This window comes from Streptomyces sp. NPDC057486 (assembly GCF_042802415.1).
In the GTDB taxonomy this organism is placed as follows: Bacteria; Actinomycetota; Actinomycetes; order Streptomycetales; family Streptomycetaceae; genus Streptomyces; species Streptomyces yanii.
Window position 1 is genome coordinate 1 of the sequence record NZ_JBHVEE010000056.1, and the last position, 18,822, is coordinate 18,822.

The 18,822-nt window shown below is 68.2% G+C and carries 19 protein-coding genes; 18 read left to right on the forward strand and 1 reads right to left on the reverse strand.

The features are described 5' to 3' along the window. The first annotated feature begins 325 nt into the window (after nt 1–325). The 18 genes from ACFU6I_RS24850 to ACFU6I_RS24935 all read left to right on the forward strand — a co-directional run bounded on the left by ACFU6I_RS24850 (nt 326) and on the right by ACFU6I_RS24935 (nt 16,732). Nucleotides 326–1,429, forward strand: a complete 1,104-nt coding sequence (locus ACFU6I_RS24850) for an LCP family protein (protein WP_384370674.1) — start codon at nt 326–328, stop codon at nt 1,427–1,429. A gap of 182 nt (nt 1,430–1,611) precedes the next feature. Further along, nucleotides 1,612–1,836 (forward strand): 50S ribosomal protein L31, encoded by a 225-nt coding sequence (gene rpmE / locus ACFU6I_RS24855; protein WP_019764351.1) that lies wholly within the window; start codon nt 1,612–1,614, stop codon nt 1,834–1,836. A gap of 183 nt (nt 1,837–2,019) precedes the next feature. Next, complete coding sequence (gene prfA / locus ACFU6I_RS24860; RefSeq protein ID WP_384370676.1) at nt 2,020–3,096, forward strand: peptide chain release factor 1; 1,077 nt, start codon at nt 2,020–2,022, stop codon at nt 3,094–3,096. Nucleotides 3,097–3,136: 40 nt separating this feature from the next. Next, entirely contained in the window at nt 3,137–3,982 is an 846-nt protein-coding gene (gene prmC, locus ACFU6I_RS24865) for a peptide chain release factor N(5)-glutamine methyltransferase (protein WP_327244333.1), read from the forward strand. Between the two features lie 64 nt (nt 3,983–4,046). Then, nucleotides 4,047–4,694 carry an L-threonylcarbamoyladenylate synthase gene (locus ACFU6I_RS24870; protein ID WP_384370678.1) on the forward strand — a complete coding sequence of 216 codons (648 nt, stop codon included), beginning with the start codon at nt 4,047–4,049 and terminating at the stop codon, nt 4,692–4,694. Continuing rightward, entirely contained in the window at nt 4,691–5,332 is a 642-nt protein-coding gene (locus tag ACFU6I_RS24875; protein ID WP_266981456.1) for a protein-tyrosine-phosphatase, read from the forward strand. Before ACFU6I_RS24870 ends, ACFU6I_RS24875 begins: the two co-directional genes overlap by 4 nt. Nucleotides 5,333–5,414: 82 nt before the next feature. Then, entirely contained in the window at nt 5,415–6,680 is a 1,266-nt protein-coding gene (glyA, locus tag ACFU6I_RS24880) for a serine hydroxymethyltransferase (protein WP_384370680.1), read from the forward strand. Between the two features lie 92 nt (nt 6,681–6,772). Then, nucleotides 6,773–8,149, forward strand: coding sequence for an MraY family glycosyltransferase (locus ACFU6I_RS24885; protein ID WP_384370682.1), 1,377 nt, complete (start codon nt 6,773–6,775; stop codon nt 8,147–8,149). A gap of 262 nt (nt 8,150–8,411) precedes the next feature. Next, nucleotides 8,412–8,849 (forward strand): hypothetical protein, encoded by a 438-nt coding sequence (locus tag ACFU6I_RS24890; protein WP_384370684.1) that lies wholly within the window; start codon nt 8,412–8,414, stop codon nt 8,847–8,849. A 210-nt stretch (nt 8,850–9,059) separates the two neighbouring features. Next, entirely contained in the window at nt 9,060–9,896 is an 837-nt protein-coding gene (atpB, locus tag ACFU6I_RS24895) for a F0F1 ATP synthase subunit A (protein ID WP_384370743.1), read from the forward strand. Between the two features lie 72 nt (nt 9,897–9,968). Beyond that, on the forward strand, nt 9,969–10,196 hold the full coding sequence (gene atpE / locus ACFU6I_RS24900; RefSeq protein WP_030386954.1) for an ATP synthase F0 subunit C: 228 nt from the start codon (nt 9,969–9,971) through the stop codon (nt 10,194–10,196). 38 nt (nt 10,197–10,234) lie between these two features. Beyond that, nucleotides 10,235–10,780 (forward strand): F0F1 ATP synthase subunit B, encoded by a 546-nt coding sequence (locus tag ACFU6I_RS24905; protein ID WP_384042427.1) that lies wholly within the window; start codon nt 10,235–10,237, stop codon nt 10,778–10,780. Continuing rightward, nucleotides 10,777–11,592 (forward strand): F0F1 ATP synthase subunit delta, encoded by an 816-nt coding sequence (locus tag ACFU6I_RS24910; protein ID WP_384370686.1) that lies wholly within the window; start codon nt 10,777–10,779, stop codon nt 11,590–11,592. Before ACFU6I_RS24905 ends, ACFU6I_RS24910 begins: the two co-directional genes overlap by 4 nt. Nucleotides 11,593–11,725: 133 nt before the next feature. Beyond that, a complete protein-coding gene (gene atpA, locus ACFU6I_RS24915; protein ID WP_345510304.1) occupies nt 11,726–13,297 on the forward strand; it encodes a F0F1 ATP synthase subunit alpha in 1,572 nt (523 codons plus the stop codon). A 3-nt stretch (nt 13,298–13,300) separates the two neighbouring features. Further along, nucleotides 13,301–14,215 carry a F0F1 ATP synthase subunit gamma gene (locus ACFU6I_RS24920; RefSeq protein WP_384370688.1) on the forward strand — a complete coding sequence of 305 codons (915 nt, stop codon included), beginning with the start codon at nt 13,301–13,303 and terminating at the stop codon, nt 14,213–14,215. Continuing rightward, nucleotides 14,215–15,657 (forward strand): F0F1 ATP synthase subunit beta, encoded by a 1,443-nt coding sequence (gene atpD / locus ACFU6I_RS24925; protein WP_384370690.1) that lies wholly within the window; start codon nt 14,215–14,217, stop codon nt 15,655–15,657. Before ACFU6I_RS24920 ends, atpD begins: the two co-directional genes overlap by 1 nt. A 110-nt stretch (nt 15,658–15,767) precedes the next feature. Next, nucleotides 15,768–16,142 carry a F0F1 ATP synthase subunit epsilon gene (locus ACFU6I_RS24930; RefSeq protein WP_366689516.1) on the forward strand — a complete coding sequence of 125 codons (375 nt, stop codon included), beginning with the start codon at nt 15,768–15,770 and terminating at the stop codon, nt 16,140–16,142. A 143-nt stretch (nt 16,143–16,285) separates the two neighbouring features. Beyond that, nucleotides 16,286–16,732 carry a DUF2550 domain-containing protein gene (locus ACFU6I_RS24935; RefSeq protein ID WP_345510299.1) on the forward strand — a complete coding sequence of 149 codons (447 nt, stop codon included), beginning with the start codon at nt 16,286–16,288 and terminating at the stop codon, nt 16,730–16,732. 213 nt (nt 16,733–16,945) lie between these two features. On the opposite strand, the gene ACFU6I_RS24940 is transcribed toward ACFU6I_RS24935, so the two are convergent. Then, nucleotides 16,946–18,820, reverse strand: a complete 1,875-nt coding sequence (locus ACFU6I_RS24940; RefSeq protein WP_384370693.1) for a glycosyl hydrolase family 18 protein — start codon at nt 18,818–18,820, stop codon at nt 16,946–16,948. Between the last annotated feature and the right edge of the window lie 2 nt (nt 18,821–18,822).

Below are 18,822 nucleotides of genomic sequence, written 5' to 3' on the forward strand. Positions count from 1 at the left end.
GACCCCGTCACTTCGGTGACGGGGTCGGCCCTTTTTTCCGGTCTTTTCCTCGAACCACCCGATCCGAGACCTTCGCCACACCGGCGACCGGTTCGCTCCCGCGCCCGATTTGGCTGTAAGGGGCAAGAAACCGCAGGTGGGCGCGGGATCACCGGCTGTTCACCGGGGCTGCGCGCGGGGTCCGTCCTCACATGGGCATCACGGGTCGCTGTGCAACCCTTCAACGAGTCACGACGTCGTACGAAGTGGCGACAAGGCGACACAACCAGTGCCCGAACACCACAGCAGGGGGTAGCCGGGAGCAAGCGAGGATCGAGGGAGACGGATGAGCGGGCAGAGCGGCAGCAGCACCCGGATACGCGCCACCGGCAAGCGCCGGAGGAAGCCGTCCCGCCGCCGCAGGGCCACGGTCATGGCCGCCTGGACCGCGGCCGGTGTGGTCGTCGTCGGCGGTGCCGGGCTGGGATACGCGTACGTCAAGCTCAACGACAATCTCAAGGCCGTCGACATCAACGCCGCGCTCGGCAAGAACCGCCCCGTCGACGTCGACAACGGCTCGCAGGACATCCTCGTTCTCGGCTCCGACTCCCGCTCCGGCGCGAACTCCGCCTATGGCGTGGACGAGGGTTCCGCCCGCTCGGACACCGCGATGGTCGTGCACGTCAACAAGGGCCACAAGACCGCGAGCGTCGTCTCCATCCCGCGCGACACCCTCGTCACCCGCCCCGACTGCACGAGCGACACCACCGGTGAGACGGTCGCGGGCGAGCGGCGCGCGATGTTCAACACGGCGTACGAGGTCGGCGGCCCGGCCTGCGCGGTCAAGACCGTCGAGTCGATGTCCGGCATCCGCATGGACCACTACGTCGAGGTCGACTTCACCGGTTTCAAGAAGCTCATCGACCAGCTCGGCGGCGTCAGGATCACCACCACGCAGGCGATCGACGACTCCAAGAGCCATCTGCATCTGCAGCCCGGCACCCACACCCTCGACGGCGAGCAGTCGCTCGGACTGGTCCGCACCCGCAAGAGCGTCGGCGACGGCAGCGACCTCGGCCGCATCCAGCTCCAGCAGGCGTTCATCAAGGCGCTGATGGAACAGGCGAAGAGCGTCGGGGTGTTCTCGAACCCCAAGACCCTGTTCGATCTCGCGGACACGGCGACGAAGGCCGTCACCACCGACTCCGACCTGGGTTCGGTCAAGAAGCTCACCGGCTTCGCCACCGGTCTCAAGGGGCTCGGCTCGAAGAACGTCACCATGGTGACGATGCCCGTGCAGTACGACCCGGCCGACCCGAACCGCGTCATACCGCTGGAGGAGTCCGCGCAGCAGGTGTGGACCGCCCTCAAGCACGACAGGCCGATCCCGGCCTCCGCCACCGAGAAGTCGGCGGGCGACAAGGGCGAGGCCGGCAAGGTCGTCCAGTAGACCTCCGTCACATCAGTAACAGGACAGTCACGATGTGTTCCCGAACGGTCGGGAATAGTTGCGACCCGCCCCCGGTTTTGGGAGATACGGCCGGTCCTGGCAGACTGGTACGTCGGCCCCGGTTCACGGATGCGCAAATCCGCGCGTGCGACCCGGCGCCCTCCCGAACCTAGGAGACACCCTTGAAGCGCGACATCCACCCCGAGTACGTCGAGACGCAGGTCAGCTGCACCTGTGGCGCGTCGTTCACCACCCGGAGCACCATCGACGGCGGCACCATCCGCGCCGACGTCTGCTCCGAGTGCCACCCGTTCTACACGGGCAAGCAGAAGATCCTCGACACCGGTGGCCGTGTGGCCCGCTTCGAGGCCCGCTTCGGCAAGGCTGCAGGCTCCGCCAGCAAGTAGCGAGCTCATGCGCCGGTTCTTGGCGCCCTCTTCCGGGGGCGCCAAGGCCGGCGTTTTTTTCCGGCCGGGTGTACGGGTCCCCCGCACCCCGCCCGGACAGCACGACGCCGTGCAGCAGGCATATCGAGTAACTTCCCCAAGCTCTTGATGAGCAGGGGATACCCCACCCCCCAGGAGCCCCCGATGTTCGAGGCGGTCGAGGAACTGATCGGCGAACAGGCCGATCTTGAGAAGAAGCTCGCGGATCCCGCGGTCCACGCCGACCAGGCCAACGCGCGCAAGCTCAACAAGCGCTACGCCGAGCTGACCCCGATCGTCGGTGCGTACCGCTCCTGGAAGCAGACCGGTGACGACATCGAGACCGCCCGCGAGCTCGCCGCGGACGACCCCGAGTTCGCCGCCGAGGTCAAGGACCTGGAGAGGCAGCGCGAGGAACTCACCGAGAAGCTCCGCCTCCTCCTGGTCCCCCGCGACCCGAGTGACGACAAGGACGTGCTCCTGGAGATCAAGGCGGGCGCGGGCGGCGACGAGTCCGCCCTCTTCGCCGGCGATCTGCTGCGCATGTATCTGCGGTACGCCGAGCGCATCGGCTGGAAGACCGAGATCATCGACTCCACCGAGTCCGAGCTCGGCGGCTACAAGGACGTCCAGGTCGCCGTGAAGACCAAGGGCGGCAACGGTGCCATCGAGCCCGGCCAGGGCGTGTGGGCCCGGCTGAAGTACGAGGGCGGGGTGCACCGCGTGCAGCGCGTGCCGTCCACCGAGTCGCAGGGCCGCATCCACACCTCCGCCGCCGGTGTGCTCGTCACGCCCGAGGCGGAGGAGGTCGATGTCGAGATCCACGCCAACGATCTCCGTATCGACGTCTACCGCTCCTCGGGCCCCGGCGGCCAGTCCGTCAACACCACGGACTCCGCCGTCCGCATCACGCACCTGCCGACCGGTGTCGTCGCCTCCTGCCAGAACGAGAAGAGCCAGCTCCAGAACAAGGAGCAGGCGATGCGTATCCTGCGTTCGCGACTGCTTGCCGCGGCCCAGGAAGCGGCCGAGCAGGAAGCCTCGGACGTCCGGCGGAGCCAGGTGCGTACCGTCGACCGTTCCGAGAAGATCCGTACGTACAACTTCCCGGAAAACCGGATCTCGGACCACCGCGTCGGCTTCAAGGCGTACAACTTGGACCAGGTGCTCGACGGGGAGCTGGACGCCGTGATCCAGGCCTGTGTCGACGCCGACTCCGCCGCCAAGCTCGCCGCCGCATAAGAACGCCAGCCCCGCCCGTAAACCCGTACGGAGAACCGCGATGAACCTGCTGCTCGCCGAGGTGGCCCAGGCCACCCAGCGGCTGGCCGACGCCGGTGTACCCTCGCCGCGATTCGACGCGGAGGAACTCGCCGCGTTCGTGCACGGCGTCAAGCGGGGCGAGCTGCACCAGGTGCCGGACGAGGACTTCGACGCCCGGTACTGGGAGGCCGTCGCCCGCCGCGAGGCCCGTGAACCGCTCCAGCACATCACCGGCCGCGCCTTCTTCCGCTACCTGGAGCTCCAGGTCGGCCCCGGTGTCTTCGTGCCCCGCCCGGAGACCGAGTCGGTCGTCGGCTGGGCGATAGACGCCGTTCGCGCGATGGATGTCGTCGAGCCGCTGATCGTCGACCTGTGCGCGGGATCGGGCGCCATCGCCCTCGCCATGGCCCAGGAGGTGCCGCGCTCGCGCGTGCACGCCGTGGAGCTGTCCGAGGACGCCCTCAGATGGACGCGGAAGAACGCCGAGGGGTCACGGGTCACCGTGCACCGCGGAGACGCTCTGACGGCCCTTCCCGAGCTCGACGGCCAGGTCGACCTGGTCATCTCCAACCCGCCGTACATCCCGCTCACCGAGTGGGAGTACGTGGCACCCGAGGCCCGTGACCACGATCCGGAGATGGCGCTCTTCTCCGGCGAGGACGGCCTCGACACCATCCGCGGCATCGAACGCACCGCGCACCGCCTGCTGCGCCCCGGTGGCCTCGTCGTCATCGAGCACGCCGACACCCAGGGCGGCCAGGTGCCGTGGATCTTCACCGAGGAGCGGGGCTGGGCCGACGCGGCCGACCACCCCGATCTGAACAGACGGCCCCGGTTCGCGACGGCCCGCAAGGCCATGCCGTGACCGGCGCCCCGTACCCGCACGACCCGTACCCGTCATACCCGTACATGCTTGAGGAGGCCGGCTGATGGCACGGCGATACGACTGCAACGACGCGACCGACCGTACGACGGGTCTGCGTGAAGCCGCGTCCGCCGTCCGCCGCGGAGAACTGGTCGTGCTGCCCACCGACACCGTGTACGGGATCGGTGCCGACGCCTTCAGTACCGAGGGCGTCGCCGACCTGCTCGACGCCAAGGGCCGCGGACGCAACATGCCGACCCCTGTCCTGATCGGCTCCCCGAACACCCTGCACGGCCTCGTCACGGACTTCTCCGAGCAGGCCTGGGAGCTCGTCGACGCCTTCTGGCCGGGAGCCCTCACGCTCGTCGCCAAGCACCAGCCCTCGCTCCAGTGGGACCTCGGCGACACCCGCGGCACCGTCGCCATCCGGATGCCGCTGCACCCGGTCGCCATCGAACTGCTCACCGAGGTCGGCCCGATGGCCGTCTCCAGCGCCAACCTCACCGGACACCCGGCTCCCGAGGACTGCGACGCCGCCCAGGAGATGCTCGGCGACTCCGTCTCCGTCTACCTCGACGGCGGCCCGACGCCCGGCATCGTGCCGTCCTCCATCGTCGACGTCACCGGCAAGGTCCCGGTCCTGCTGCGGGCCGGAGCCCTCTCCGTGGAGGAACTCCGCAAGGTGGTACCAGACCTCGAGGTGGCCAGTTGACCGCCCCTGAGGGGCGTGGCATAGCGGGGCGGACCGACACTTTCCGCATCCTCCACGTCAGCACCGGCAACGTCTGCCGCTCGCCGATCACCGAGCGGCTGACCCGCCATGCCCTGGTGGACCGGCTCGGCGACCCGCTCAGCGGCGGCCTGATCGTGGAGAGCGCGGGCACCTGGGGGCACGAAGGTGCCCCCATGGAGGCCAACGCCGAGATCGTCCTCGCCGACTTCGGCGCCGATGCCACCGGCTTCGTCGGCCGCGAGCTCCTCGACGAGCACGTGATCCGCGCCGACCTCGTCCTGACCGCCACCAGGGACCACCGCGCCCAGGTGATCTCGATGGGTCACTCGGCCGGCCTGAGGACGTTCACGCTCAAGGAATTCACCCGGCTGGTCCGGGCCATAGACCCCGCGACGCTGCCCGACGCGCGCGACGAGGGCGTCGTCGAACGCGCCCGTGCGCTGGTCCGTGCGGCCGCCGCGCTGCGCGGCTGGCTGCTGGCTCCCACTGCCGAGGCGGACGAGGTCTACGACCCGTACGGTGCCCCGATCACGTTCTTCCGTTCCATCGGCGACGAGATCAACCAGGCGCTCGACCCGGTGGTCACCGCGCTGACGGGCGTACCGGCCCCGCACTGACGCGCCCGGGCAGTGGGCGGGCGCACCCGTACCGGCCTACATTGGATCCGACGCCAACCCTCCCCAGGCCCGGAGCCGTCAGATGTCGGTCACCACTCCCGCCGCACCGTCCTCCGCCCCCGTCACCGCCCTGCCGCAGGACTTCGGCGCCCTGCTCCGGGGAGACCCGGAAATCGCCGACGTGCTGCTGGGGGAGCTGCACCGGCAGTCGAGCACGCTGCAGCTGATCGCCGCCGAGAACTTCACCTCGCCCGCGGTCCTCGCCGCCCTCGGCTCGCCGCTCGCCAACAAGTACGCCGAGGGCTACCCCGGCGCCCGCCATCACGGCGGCTGCGAGCTGGCCGACGCCGCCGAACTCATCGCCGTCCAGCGGGCCACCACGCTCTTCGGAGCCGAGCACGCGAACGTTCAGTCGCACTCCGGCTCCTCGGCCGTCCTGGCGGCGTATGCGGCCCTGCTGCGCCCCGGTGACACGGTCCTCGCGATGGGACTCCCGTACGGCGGACATCTCACCCATGGCTCGCCCGCCAACTTCTCCGGCCGATGGTTCGAGTTCGTCGGGTACGGGGTCGACTCGGAGAGCGGCCTGATCGACTACGAGCAGGTGCGCACCCTGGCCCGGGCGCACCGGCCCAAGGCGATCGTCAGCGGTTCGATCTCGTACCCCCGCCATCCCGACTACGAGGCGTTCCGCGAGATCGCCGACGAGGTCGGCGCGTATCTGATCGCCGACGCCGCGCACCCGATGGGCCTGATCGCCGGGGGAGCGGCGCCCAATCCCGTGCCGTACGCCGACGTGGTGTGCGCCACCACGCACAAGGTGCTGCGCGGGCCGCGCGGCGGCATGATCCTGTGCGGGGCGGAGCTGGCCGAGCGGATCGACCGGGCGGTCTTCCCGTTCACCCAGGGCGGCGCGCAGATGCACACGGTCGCGGCGAAGGCGGTCGCGTTCGGCGAGGCGGCGACTCCGGCGTTCACCACGTACGCCCATCAGGTGGTGACACACGCCCGGGTGCTGGCGGCCGGCCTGGAGGCCGAGGGGTTCGAGGTGACCACCGGCGGCACGGACACCCATCTGATCGTCGCGGACCCGGCGCCCCTGGGCGTCGACGGCCGCACAGCCCGCGAACGGCTCGCGGCGGCGGGCATGGTCCTGGACACCTGCGCGCTGCCCTACGGGGACGCCCGGGGCATCCGGCTCGGCACGGCCGCGGTCACCACCCAGGGCATGAACGACACCGACATGGCGCGGCTCGCGGTGCTCTTCGGGGCCGCGGTACGTGCGGAAGGCGACGTCCGCGCCGAGGTGAGGGAACTGGCCGGGAAATATCCTCCCTATCCGGGGTAGACGCGGTCCATGCAACCATCACCCGTACTTCCGTGTCCTCAACCATGGGGCCGACGTAGTTAAGGTGTGGGCTGAGATGGCCGGCGATATCTGTGGGGCAGCCCGTGCGTGATTACTTGCTGACACTCTGTGTCACGGCCGCGGTGACCTATCTGCTCACCGGCCCGGTGCGAAAGTTCGCCATCGCGGTCGGGGCGATGCCCGCGATCCGTGCGCGTGACGTCCACCGAGAACCGACACCGAGGCTCGGTGGCATCGCCATGTTCGGCGGGCTGTGCGCCGGCCTGATCGTCGCGGCCCATCTGTACAACCTGGACAGTGTGTTCCAGCTCTCCAGCGAACCGCGGGCACTGCTCTCCGGTGCCGCGCTGATCTGGCTGATCGGCGTCCTCGACGACAAGTTCGAGATCGATGCGCTGATCAAGCTCGGCGGGCAGATGATCGCCGCCGCGGTCATGGTCATCCAGGGTCTGACGATCCTGTGGCTGCCGATCCCCGGTATCGGCACGGTCGCGCTCACCCAGTGGCAAGGGACGCTGCTCACCGTCGCGCTGGTCGTCATCACGATCAACGCGGTGAACTTCGTCGACGGCCTGGACGGTCTGGCGGCCGGCATGGTGTGCATCGCCTCCGCCGCGTTCTTCCTCTACACGTACCGGCTCTGGTACGGGCACATGATCGAGGCGGCCGCCCCCGCGACGCTCTTCACGGCGATCCTGATGGGCATGTGCCTCGGCTTCCTGCCGCACAACATGCATCCCGCCCGGATCTTCATGGGTGACTCCGGCTCGATGCTGATCGGTCTCGTGCTGGCCGCCGGTGCGATTTCCGTCACGGGCCAGGTCGACCCGGACGCGATGAAGCTCTTCGCGGGCAGTGAGCGAGAGGCCACGCACGCGATGCTGCCGGTCTTCATTCCGCTGCTGCTGCCGCTGACGATCATCGCGATCCCGGCCGCGGACCTGGTGCTGGCCATCGTCCGGCGCACCTGGAAGGGCCAGTCGCCGTTCGCCGCGGACCGCGGCCATCTGCACCACCGGCTGCTGGAGATCGGCCATTCTCACAGCAGGGCCGTGCTGATCATGTATTTCTGGTCGGCCCTGATCGCCTTCGGTGCGGTCGGCTACTCGGTGCACTCGGCGTCGCTGTGGATCGTGCTGGTGGTCATGGGGCTGAGCGCGGTGGGACTGGTCCTGCTGCTGATGCCCCGCTTCACACCGCGCGCCCCGCGCTGGGCGGAGCGCTTCGTGCCGCCCCGCTACCGCCGCTGGGACCGGCGGGGCAAGAGGTCCTCAGCCGCGTACGAGGCAGAGCGGGAGCCCCAGGAACCGCAGATGGGGCAGCTGGACGAGCACGAGCCGCGGGAGCCGGCACGCGTCGTCGTCGGTGTCTCCGGCGTCAACGGAGCGACCGCGATCGGACCCCGTTCGCGTTCCTCGGACAGTCGTAAGGCTGATTCCGCCCGCTGACGATTCGGACACCGAGGGGCAATACCGGACAGGGAAGTGAGTTGCCTTGCTCACACGCGCGGATTAGCTCTCACGTGTGACAGCAAGCACACTTTCTTGGTAAAGACCTCATCAAATAGTTTGTGATACCGTTCACTAAGCCCGGTGACACAGCCGAAGGACCCTAGTGAGTCGGTCCATTGGCCCGAGGCATCGACTCGGACCGGGCCTACGCTCGTCCATGACGACACACTGCCCATCCCCTGCAAGCGGAGCTGCCGCCATGCCGTCCAACGACGTCCGGACTCTCCTTCAAGCCGCCGTACCCACCGCTGTCGCCGGCGCTGTTGCCGTTGCCGTCAGCGCTGGCGTCGCCGGTGGCAAGGGAGCCCTCGGGGCGCTCGTTGCGACCGTCGTGGTGGTCCTCTTCATGGGGATCGGCCTCGTGGTTCTGCAACGGACCGCCAGGTCCCTGCCTCACCTGTTCCAGGCGATGGGGCTGATGCTGTATACGGCTCAGCTTCTCCTGCTGTTCATCTTTGTCGCCGCATTCAAGAACACGACGATGTTCAACCCGAAAGCTTTCGCGATCACTCTGGTCGCGCTGACTCTCGTGTGGATCGGCGCGCAGGCGCGTGCGCATATGAAGGCCAAGATCCTTTACGTCGAGCCCGAGTCCGACCAGGGCGACAAGCCCACGAACACGGGCCCGAAGGCGTGAAGGGTAGGGGCGGAATAAGTGCAGGTTCGAGACCCTGCTATCGTCCGGTTCCAACTGCGGCACTGCGGGCGCGGGCATGTGAGCTGACGCCTGCTCGATCGCGAGGCTCAATGCCTGACTGCCGCTCACACATCCGTAACACCAGTCCAGTGCCGAACCGCGGCTGCGCGCCGCGCCGACACAACGAGGTTGCCGTACCTATGCGCCACGCTGAAGGAGCCCGCGGTGAGTGCTGACCCGACACAGGTGCTCGCCTTCGAGACCGATTGCCACATCTTCTCCGGTTGTGGTTTCCCGGGTCCCGGCTTGCACTCTTTCCTGTTCGAGCCGATCTTCGGTGACGCGGACAGCAACGTCTACTTCAACAAGACGATGCTGCTGGCGCTCCTCGGTACGGTCATCATCGTCGGCTTCTTCTGGGCCGCCTTCCGCAAGCCGAAGGTCGTCCCGGGCAAGCTGCAGATGGTCGCCGAGGCCGGTTACGACTTCGTCCGCCGCGGCATCGTCTACGAGACGCTCGGCAAGCGCGAGGGCGAGAAGTACGTCCCGCTGATGGTGTCGATCTTCTTCTTCGTCTGGATGATGAACCTCTGGTCGATCATCCCGCTCGCCCAGTTCCCGGTGACGTCGATCATCGCGTACCCGGCGGGCCTGGCGGCGATCGTCTACGTCCTCTGGATGAGCATCACCTTCAAGCGCCACGGTTTCGTCGGCGGCTTCAAGAACCTGACGGGCTACGACAAGTCGCTCGGCCCGGTGCTGCCGCTGGTCATGGTCATCGAGTTCTTCTCGAACGTCCTCGTCCGGCCCTTCACGCACGCGGTCCGACTCTTCGCGAACATGTTCGCCGGTCACACGCTGCTGCTCCTCTTCACCATCGCCAGCTGGTACCTGCTGAACGGCATCGGTATCGCCTACGCGGGTGTCTCCTTCGTGATGGTCATCGTGATGACCCTCTTCGAGCTGTTCATCCAGGCTGTTCAGGCGTACGTCTTCGTGCTCCTGGCGTGCAGCTTCATTCAGGGCGCTGTCGCCGAGCACCACTGATCGCGCCTCCCCTCCCCCCAGTCGTCCGGTGGCCAACCCCCACCGGTCCGTGAAAGAGAAGGAAGAACTGGCATGTCCCAGACCCTTGCCGCCGTCACCGGTTCCCTCAGCTCCGTCGGATACGGCCTGGCCGCCATCGGTCCCGGCGTCGGCGTCGGCATCATCTTCGGTAACGGCACGCAGGCTCTCGCTCGTCAGCCCGAGGCTGCCGGCCTGATCCGCGCCAACCAGATTCTCGGCTTCGCCTTCTGTGAGGCGCTCGCCCTGATCGGTCTGGTCATGCCGTTCGTCTACAGCTGACGAACTGCGACTAGTCCGTTCCGACGAAAGGCACTGATGTGAACCCCCTGGTTCAGCTGGCGGCCGAAAAGCCCGAGAATCCGCTCGTTCCGCCGCTCCCTGAGCTCGTCATCGGTCTGATCGCCTTCGTCATCGTCTTCGGCTTCCTCGCCAAGAAGCTCCTCCCGAACATCAACAAGGTTCTGGAAGAGCGCCGTGAGGCCATCGAAGGCGGTATCGAGAAGGCCGATGCGGCCCAGACCGAGGCCCAGAGCGTTCTTGAGCAGTACAAGGCTCAGCTCGCCGAGGCCCGCCACGAGGCCGCGCGCCTGCGCCAGGAGGCTCAGGAGCAGGGCACCGTGATCCTGCAGGAGATGCGGGCGGAAGGCCAGCGGCAGCGCGAGGAGATCATCGCCGCCGGCCATGCCCAGATCGAGGCCGACCGCAAGGCCGCGGCTTCCGCGCTGCGCCAGGACGTGGGCAAGCTCGCCACCGACCTGGCCGGCAAGCTCGTCGGCGAGTCCCTCGAGGACCACGCCCGGCAGAGCCGCACCATCGACCGTTTCCTCGACGAGCTCGAGGCGAAGGCCGAGGCTGTCCGATGAACGGCGCGAGCCGCGAGGCACTGGCTGCCGCACGTGAGCGTCTCGACGCGCTGACCGACAACACGTCGGTGGACGCGGCGAAGCTCGCCGAGGAGCTGGCCGCCGTCACGGCGCTGCTCCACCGCGAGGTCTCACTGCGACGGGTCCTGGTCGACCCGTCGCAGGGCGCCGAGGCCAAGGCGGAGCTGGCCGGACGACTGCTGCGCGGTCAGGTGGGCGGCGAGACCGTCGACCTGATCTCCGGCATGGTCCGCTCGCGCTGGTCGCAGTCGCGTGACCTGGTCGACTCGGTCGAGGAACTGGCGAGCACCGCGGATCTCACCGCCGCCCAGCGCAGCGGGGACCTCGACGACGTCGAGGACGAGATCTTCCGGTTCGCCCGGATCGTCGCCTCCGACAAGGAGCTGCGCGCCGCGCTCACCAACCGGTCCGCGTCCGCCGCTGCCAAGGCTGAGCTGCTGCGCAGCCTGCTCGGCGGCAAGGCACGGCCCACCACCGAGCGCCTCGTCGTGCGGCTTGTGACCCAGCCCCGGGGACGTAGCCTGGAAGCGGGACTCGAGTCCCTCTCCAAGCTTGCCGCGGAGCGCCGGGACCGCATGGTCGCCGTGGTCACGTCGGCAGTGCCGCTGAGCGATCAGCAGAAGCAGCGCCTCGGCGCCGCACTGGCGACGATCTACGGTCGGCCGATGCACCTGAATCTCGATGTGGACCCGGCGGTCCTCGGCGGGATCGCGGTGCGGGTCGGTGACGAGATCATCAACGGCAGCGTCGCGGAGCGCCTCGACGAGGTGTCCCGCCGCATGGCCGGCTGACACAGCGCAGCAACAGAACAAGCAAGACCAGCGGCCCGGTTGGGCCGTGCAGAAATTGCAGAAGATTCCTGGGGGTCGGCCCCCAGACCCCCTTAAGAAACTTCGGGCCCAACAAGGAGAGCAGGGAACCCAGATGGCGGAGCTCACGATCCGGCCGGAGGAGATCCGGGACGCGCTGGAGAACTTTGTCCAGTCGTACAAGCCGGACGCGGCCTCGCGCGAGGAGGTCGGTACGGTCAGCGTTGCCGGCGACGGCATCGCGAAGGTCGAGGGTCTTCCCTCGGCCATGGCGAACGAGCTGCTGAAGTTCGAGGACGGAACCCTCGGTCTCGCCCTCAACCTCGAGGAGCGCGAGATCGGTGCGATCGTTCTCGGCGAGTTCAGCGGAATCGAGGAGGGCCAGCCGGTGCAGCGCACCGGTGAGGTGCTCTCCGTCGGCGTCGGCGAGGGTTACCTCGGCCGCGTCGTCGACCCGCTCGGCAACCCGATCGACGGTCTCGGCGAGATCGCGACCGACAGCCGCCGCGCCCTCGAGCTGCAGGCCCCTGGCGTCATGGTCCGTAAGTCGGTGCACGAGCCGATGCAGACCGGCTACAAGGCCGTCGACGCCATGGTGCCGATCGGCCGCGGCCAGCGGCAGCTGATCATTGGTGACCGTCAGACCGGTAAGACCGCTCTGGCCGTCGACACGATCATCAACCAGCGCGACAACTGGCGCTCGGGCGACGTGAACAAGCAGGTGCGCTGCATCTACGTCGCCATCGGCCAGAAGGGCTCCACCATCGCCTCCGTGCGCGGTGCCCTGGAAGAGGCCGGCGCGCTCGAGTACACGACCATCGTCGCCGCCCCGGCGTCCGACCCGGCCGGCTTCAAGTACCTTGCGCCGTACACCGGTTCGGCCATCGGTCAGCACTGGATGTACCAGGGCAAGCACGTCCTGATCATCTTCGACGACCTCTCGAAGCAGGCCGACGCCTACCGCGCCGTGTCGCTTCTGCTGCGCCGTCCGCCGGGCCGCGAGGCCTACCCGGGCGACGTCTTCTACCTCCACTCGCGTCTGCTGGAGCGCTGCGCCAAGCTCTCCGACGAGATGGGCGCCGGTTCGATGACGGGCCTCCCGATCGTCGAGACCAAGGCGAACGACGTGTCGGCGTTCATCCCGACCAACGTCATCTCCATCACCGACGGCCAGTGCTTCCTGGAGTCCGACCTGTTCAACGCCGGTCAGCGTCCGGCCCTGAACGTCGGTATCTCGGTCTCCCGCGTCGGTGGCTCCGCCCAGCACAAGGCGATGCGCCAGGTCTCCGGCCGTCTCCGTGTCGACCTCGCCCAGTACCGCGAGCTGGAGGCGTTCGCCGCCTTCGGTTCCGACCTGGACGCGGCCTCGAAGGCGTCGCTGGAGCGCGGTAAGCGCATGGTCGAGCTGCTGAAGCAGCCGCAGTACTCCCCGTTCCCGGTCGAGGAGCAGGTCGTCTCCATCTGGGCCGGCACCACCGGCAAGATGGACGACGTCCCGGTCGAGGACATCCGTCGCTTCGAGAGCGAGCTGCTGGAGTACCTGCGCCGTGAGCGCAAGGACCTCCTGACCAGCATTGCCGAGGGCGCCAAGATGTCCGACGACACGCTGCAGTCGGTCGCCGACGCGGTGGCCGCCTTCAAGCAGCAGTTCGAGACCTCGGACGGCAAGCTTCTGGGCGAGGGCTGATCGATGGGCGCTCAGCTTCGCGTTTACAAGCGCCGCATTCGCTCCGTCACCGCCACGAAGAAGATCACCAAGGCGATGGAGATGATCGCCGCTTCGCGCATCGTCAAGGCGCAGCGCCAGGTGGCGGCGTCGACGCCGTACGCGACCGAGCTCACCCGTGCGGTGACCGCGGTGGCGACCGGCTCCACCACCAAGCACCCGCTGACCACCGAGGCCGACGCACCGGCCCGGGCCGCGGTCCTGCTCATCACGAGCGACCGCGGTCTGGCCGGCGGTTACTCCTCCAACGCCATCAAGGCGGCGGAGCGACTGACCGAGCGCCTGCGGGGTGAGGGCAAGGAGGTCGTCACGTATGTGATCGGCCGCAAGGGTGTCGCCTACTACGGCTTCCGTGAGCGCAAGATCGCGGAGTCGTGGACCGGCTTCACCGACAGCCCGACGTACGCGGATGCGAAGCGGGCTGCGGCCCCGCTGATCGAAGCGGTCACCCAGGAGACCGCCGAGGGCGGCGTGGACGAGCTGCACATCGTCTTCACCGAGTTCGTCTCGATGATGACGCAGAACCCGGTGGAGAACCGGATGCTGCCGCTCAGCCTCGACACCGCGAAGGACGAGGACGGCAAGGGCGAGCTCCTGCCGCTGTTCGACTTCGAGCCGTCGGCGGAGGACGTCCTCGACGCCCTGCTCCCGCGGTACGTCGAGAGCCGGATCTACAACGCACTGCTGCAGGCCGCTGCTTCCGAGCACGCTGCCCGCCGCCGCGCGATGAAGTCGGCCACCGACAACGCCGGTGAGCTCATCAAGAGCCTCTCCCGGCTTGCCAACGCGGCCCGACAGGCCGAAATCACCCAGGAAATCAGCGAGATCGTCGGTGGTGCCAGTGCGCTGGCCGACGCGACCGCGGGGAGTGACAAGTAATGACGACGACAGTTGAGACGGCCGTTGCCACGGGCCGCGTCGCCCGGGTCATCGGCCCGGTCGTCGACGTGGAGTTCCCCGTCGACGCAATGCCGGACATCTACAACGCGCTGACCGTCCAGGTGGCCGACCCGGCCGAGAACGGCAAGCTCAAGAAGCTGACGCTCGAGGTCGCCCAGCACCTCGGCGAGGGCGTCATCCGTGCGATCTCGATGCAGCCCACCGACGGTCTGGTCCGCCAGGCCCCGGTGACCGACACGGGTACCGGCATCACGGTGCCGGTCGGCGAGATCACCAAGGGCAAGGTGTTCAACACCCTCGGTGAGATCCTGAACAAGCCCGAGGCCGAGGCCGAGGTCACCGAGCGCTGGCCGATCCACCGCAAGGCGCCCAACTTCGACCAGCTCGAGTCGAAGACCGAGATGTTCGAGACCGGCGTCAAGGTCATCGACCTTCTCACCCCGTACGTCAAGGGTGGAAAGATCGGTCTGTTCGGTGGTGCCGGTGTCGGCAAGACCGTTCTGATCCAGGAAATGATCTACCGCGTGGCCAACAACCACGACGGTGTGTCGGTGTTCGCCGGTGTCGGCGAGCGCACCCGTGAGGGCAACGACCTCATCGAGGAAATGGCCGACTCGGGCGTCATCGACAAGACAGCGCTTGTCTTCGGTCAGATGGACGAGCCCCCGGGCACCCGTCTCCGTGTCGCGCTTGCCGGTCTGACCATGGCGGAGTACTTCCGCGATGTGCAGAAGCAGGACGTGCTCTTCTTCATCGACAACATCTTCCGGTACACCCAGGCCGGCTCCGAGGTGTCCACCCTGCTCGGCCGTATGCCGTCCGCGGTGGGTTACCAGCCGAACCTGGCCGACGAGATGGGTCTGCTGCAGGAGCGCATCACGTCGACGCGCGGTCACTCGATCACCTCGATGCAGGCGATCTACGTCCCCGCGGACGACCTGACCGACCCGGCCCCGGCCACCACCTTCGCCCACCTCGACGCGACGACGGTTCTCTCCCGTCCGATCTCCGAGAAGGGCATCTACCCGGCCGTGGACCCGCTGGACTCCACGTCCCGGATCCTGGACCCGCGCTACATCGCGCAGGACCACTACGACGCCGCCATGCGCGTCAAGGGGATCCTGCAGAAGTACAAGGACCTCCAGGACATCATCGCGATTCTCGGTATCGACGAGCTGGGCGAGGAGGACAAGCTCGTTGTCCACCGTGCCCGTCGTATCGAGCGCTTCCTCTCCCAGAACACCCACGTCGCCAAGCAGTTCACCGGCGTGGACGGTTCGGACGTTCCGCTCGACGAGTCGATCGCCGCGTTCAACGCGATCGCCGACGGTGAGTACGACCACTTCCCGGAGCAGGCGTTCTTCATGTGCGGTGGCATTGAGGACCTCAAGGCCAACGCCAAGGAGCTCGGCGTCTCCTGAGCCCATGGCTCACCGAGGGGGGCGGGTGCGTCCCGTCCCCCTCACCACGCCCCGTAGAATTGACCCAACACCCGGCTCCAACGGCCGGGTGGTGACCCGAGGAGCCACTCTTGGCTGCTGAGCTGCACGTCGAGCTGGTCGCCGCGGACCGCAGTGTCTGGTCCGGCGAGGCCACCCTGGTCGTCGCGCGTACCACGTCCGGCGACATCGGCGTCATGCCCGGTCACCAGCCGCTTCTCGGTGTGCTGGAGTCGGGCCCGGTGACGATCCGTACGAGCGAGGGCGCAACCGTAGTCGCGGCTGTGCACGGCGGTTTCCTCTCGTTCGCGGACGACAAGCTTTCGCTGCTGGCGGAGATCGCCGAGCTGGCGGACGAGATCGATGTCGAGCGCGCCGAGCGTGCGCTCGAGCGTGCGAAGTCGGACGCGGACGGCGCCGCCGAGCGTCGCGCCGATGTTCGAATTCGCGCGGTGGCGGTGCGTTAGGCACCCCGCCGAATGTCTTTACCCTCAGCCGCGGCCCGAGCTGGAACTCTCCAGACCGTGCCGCGGCTGAGGCGATGCAGGTGCAGTTGCAGGTGCAGTCCGGGTGGTATCCGTTACTCGACGATGCGAGGAGGTCGGTGGAGATGGTCCTCGCTTTGTGGGTGTGCGGCCTGGTCGTCGTACTGGTTGCGGTGGGTCTCTTCGTCTTCGGTCTGCGCCGGCGGCTGATCCAGCGCTCCGGCGGGACCTTCGACTGCAGCGTGCGGTGGAACGTGTCGGCCGAGCCCGATCTCTCGGGCAAGGGCTGGGTGTACGGCGTCGCGCGCTACAGCGGCGACCGTATCGACTGGTTCCGTGTCTTCTCGTACGCTCCCCGGCCCCGCCGGGTCCTTGAGCGTTCCGCGATCGAGGTGCTCGACCGGCGGCTGCCCGAGGGCGAGGAGGAGCTCGCGCTGCTCTCCGACGCCGTCGTGCTCGGCTGTCTCCACCGGGAGACGCGCCTGGAGCTGGCGATGAGCGAGGACGCCCTGACCGGCTTCCTCGCCTGGCTGGAGGCGGCTCCGCCCGGCCAGCGGGTCAATGTTGCCTGAGAAGGGCCTTGCTCGAAGAGGGGCCCGGTCCTCCCGGACGATGTCCGGGGCAGGGTGAGCGTCGGCTGAGGCCCGTGACGGCACACGCGGCACCGACACCACACCCATACGGGGAGCACCACAGCACGGCGAAAACCGGGGAGACAGGGGGCGGACCTGTCTCCCCGGCTGCTTTCCGGGGTCGTGCGCCGATCCCGAAGGGGACCGTGGGGGTTACTTCAGACCGTTGTTGATCGCGGTCACGAGCTCACCGTTGCTGGTGTCGCCGCTGAACTCCCAGAAGAACGCGCCTCCCAGGCCCTGGCTCTTCGCCCAGGTCATCTTGGACGCGATGGTGGCCGGGGTGTCGTAGCTCCACCAGTTGGTGCCGCAGTGCGCGTACGCCGTGCCGGCGATCGTGCCGGTGGCGGGGCAGCTGGTCTTGAGGACCTTGTAGTCCTCGATGCCCGCCTCGTACGTACCGGTGGCCGCACCGGTGGCGGTGCCGCCGGGCGCGTCCTGGGTGACGCCGGTCCAGCCGCGGCCGTAGAAGCCGATGCCGAGCAGCAGCTTCGAGGCGGGGACGCCCTGGGCCTTCAGTTTGGCGATCGCGTCGGACGCGTTGAAGCCGGCCTGCGGGATGCCGCTGTACGACGTGAGCGGGGAGTGCGGGGCCGTCGGACCCTTGTCCGCCCATGCGCCGAAGAAGTCGTACGTCATCACGTTGTACCAGTTCAGGGACGTGGCGGCGCCGGCGTAGTCGGCGGCGTCGATCTTGCCGCCGCTGGAGCCGTCGGCGGTGATGGCGGCCGTCACCAGGTTGTTGCTGCCGAACTTCGAGCGCAGTGCGGTGGTGATGTTCTTCAGCGCGGCAGGACCGCTGGTGTCACAGGTCAGACCGCAGGCGTTGGGGTACTCCCAGTCGATGTCGATGCCGTCGAAGACATCGGCCCAACGGGGGTCCTCCACCAGGTCGTAGCAGGACTGGGCGAACGCGGCCGGGTTCTTCGCCGCCTCGCCGAAGCCGCCGGACCAGGTCCAGCCGCCGAAGGACCACAGGACCTTGATGTTCGGGTACTTCGCCTTGAGCTTGCGCAGCTGGTTGAAGCTGCCGCGCAGCGGCTGGTCCCAGGTGTCGGCGACTCCGTCGACGGACTTGTCGGCGGTGTACGCCATGTCGTAGTCGGCGTAGGCGTCGCCGATCGCGCACTTGCCGCCCGTCACGTTGCCGAAGGCGTAGTTGATGTGCGTGATCTTCGCCGCGGAACCGGACGTGTCCAGGTTCTTGACGTGGTAGTTCCGGCCGTAGACGCCCCAGTCGGTGAAGTAACCGAGGTTGACCTTGCCGCCGGTGCCCGGGTCGGGGGTGCCGCCGCCGGTGGTGTGGACCTTGACCGCACCGCTGGCCGGACCGGTCTGGTCGGCCGTGTCACGGGCCCGGACGGTGTACGAGTAGTCGGTGCCCGCGGTGAGGCCGGTGTTGGTGTACGTCGTGCCGGTGACCGTGGCGACCACGGCGCCGTCACGCAGCACGTCGTAGTTCTTGATGCCGTTGTCGTCGGTGGCGGCGGTCCAGCTCAGCTTCACCGAGGTGTCGGTGATCGAGCTCGCCGTGGGGGTGCCCGGAGCGGAGGGCGCGTTGTCGCCGGGGACGCTGCCGCCGTCGCAGGAGGCACCGTTCAGCTTGCAGCCGGTGGGGGCGCCGGGACCGGCGCCGTTGAAGCCGAAGCTGACGCTGGCTCCGGGGGCGACCGAACCGTTCCAGCCGACGTTCTTGGCGGTCCAGTGGGTTCCGGAGTTGGTGACGGTGGCGTCCCAGGCGGATGTGACCGACGTGCCGGACGGGAAGTCCCACTCGATGGTCCAGGAACTGAGCGCGGTGGTGCCGGTGTTCTTCACCGTCCACTGCCCCTCGAAGCCGGTGCCCCAGTCGGACTTCTTGAGGTACGTGGCAGTCGCGGAGGTGGCGGCCTGGGCCGGGGCGGCCAGTCCGACCATCGCGGCGAGGGGGAGCAGCAGCGCGGTGAGGCCTGCCATCACTCTCGTGCGGGTGGTGGTGGCCGGACCGAATCTGAATCCGGTTCGGCGTAGGGGGGTTTCGGTGCTCAACG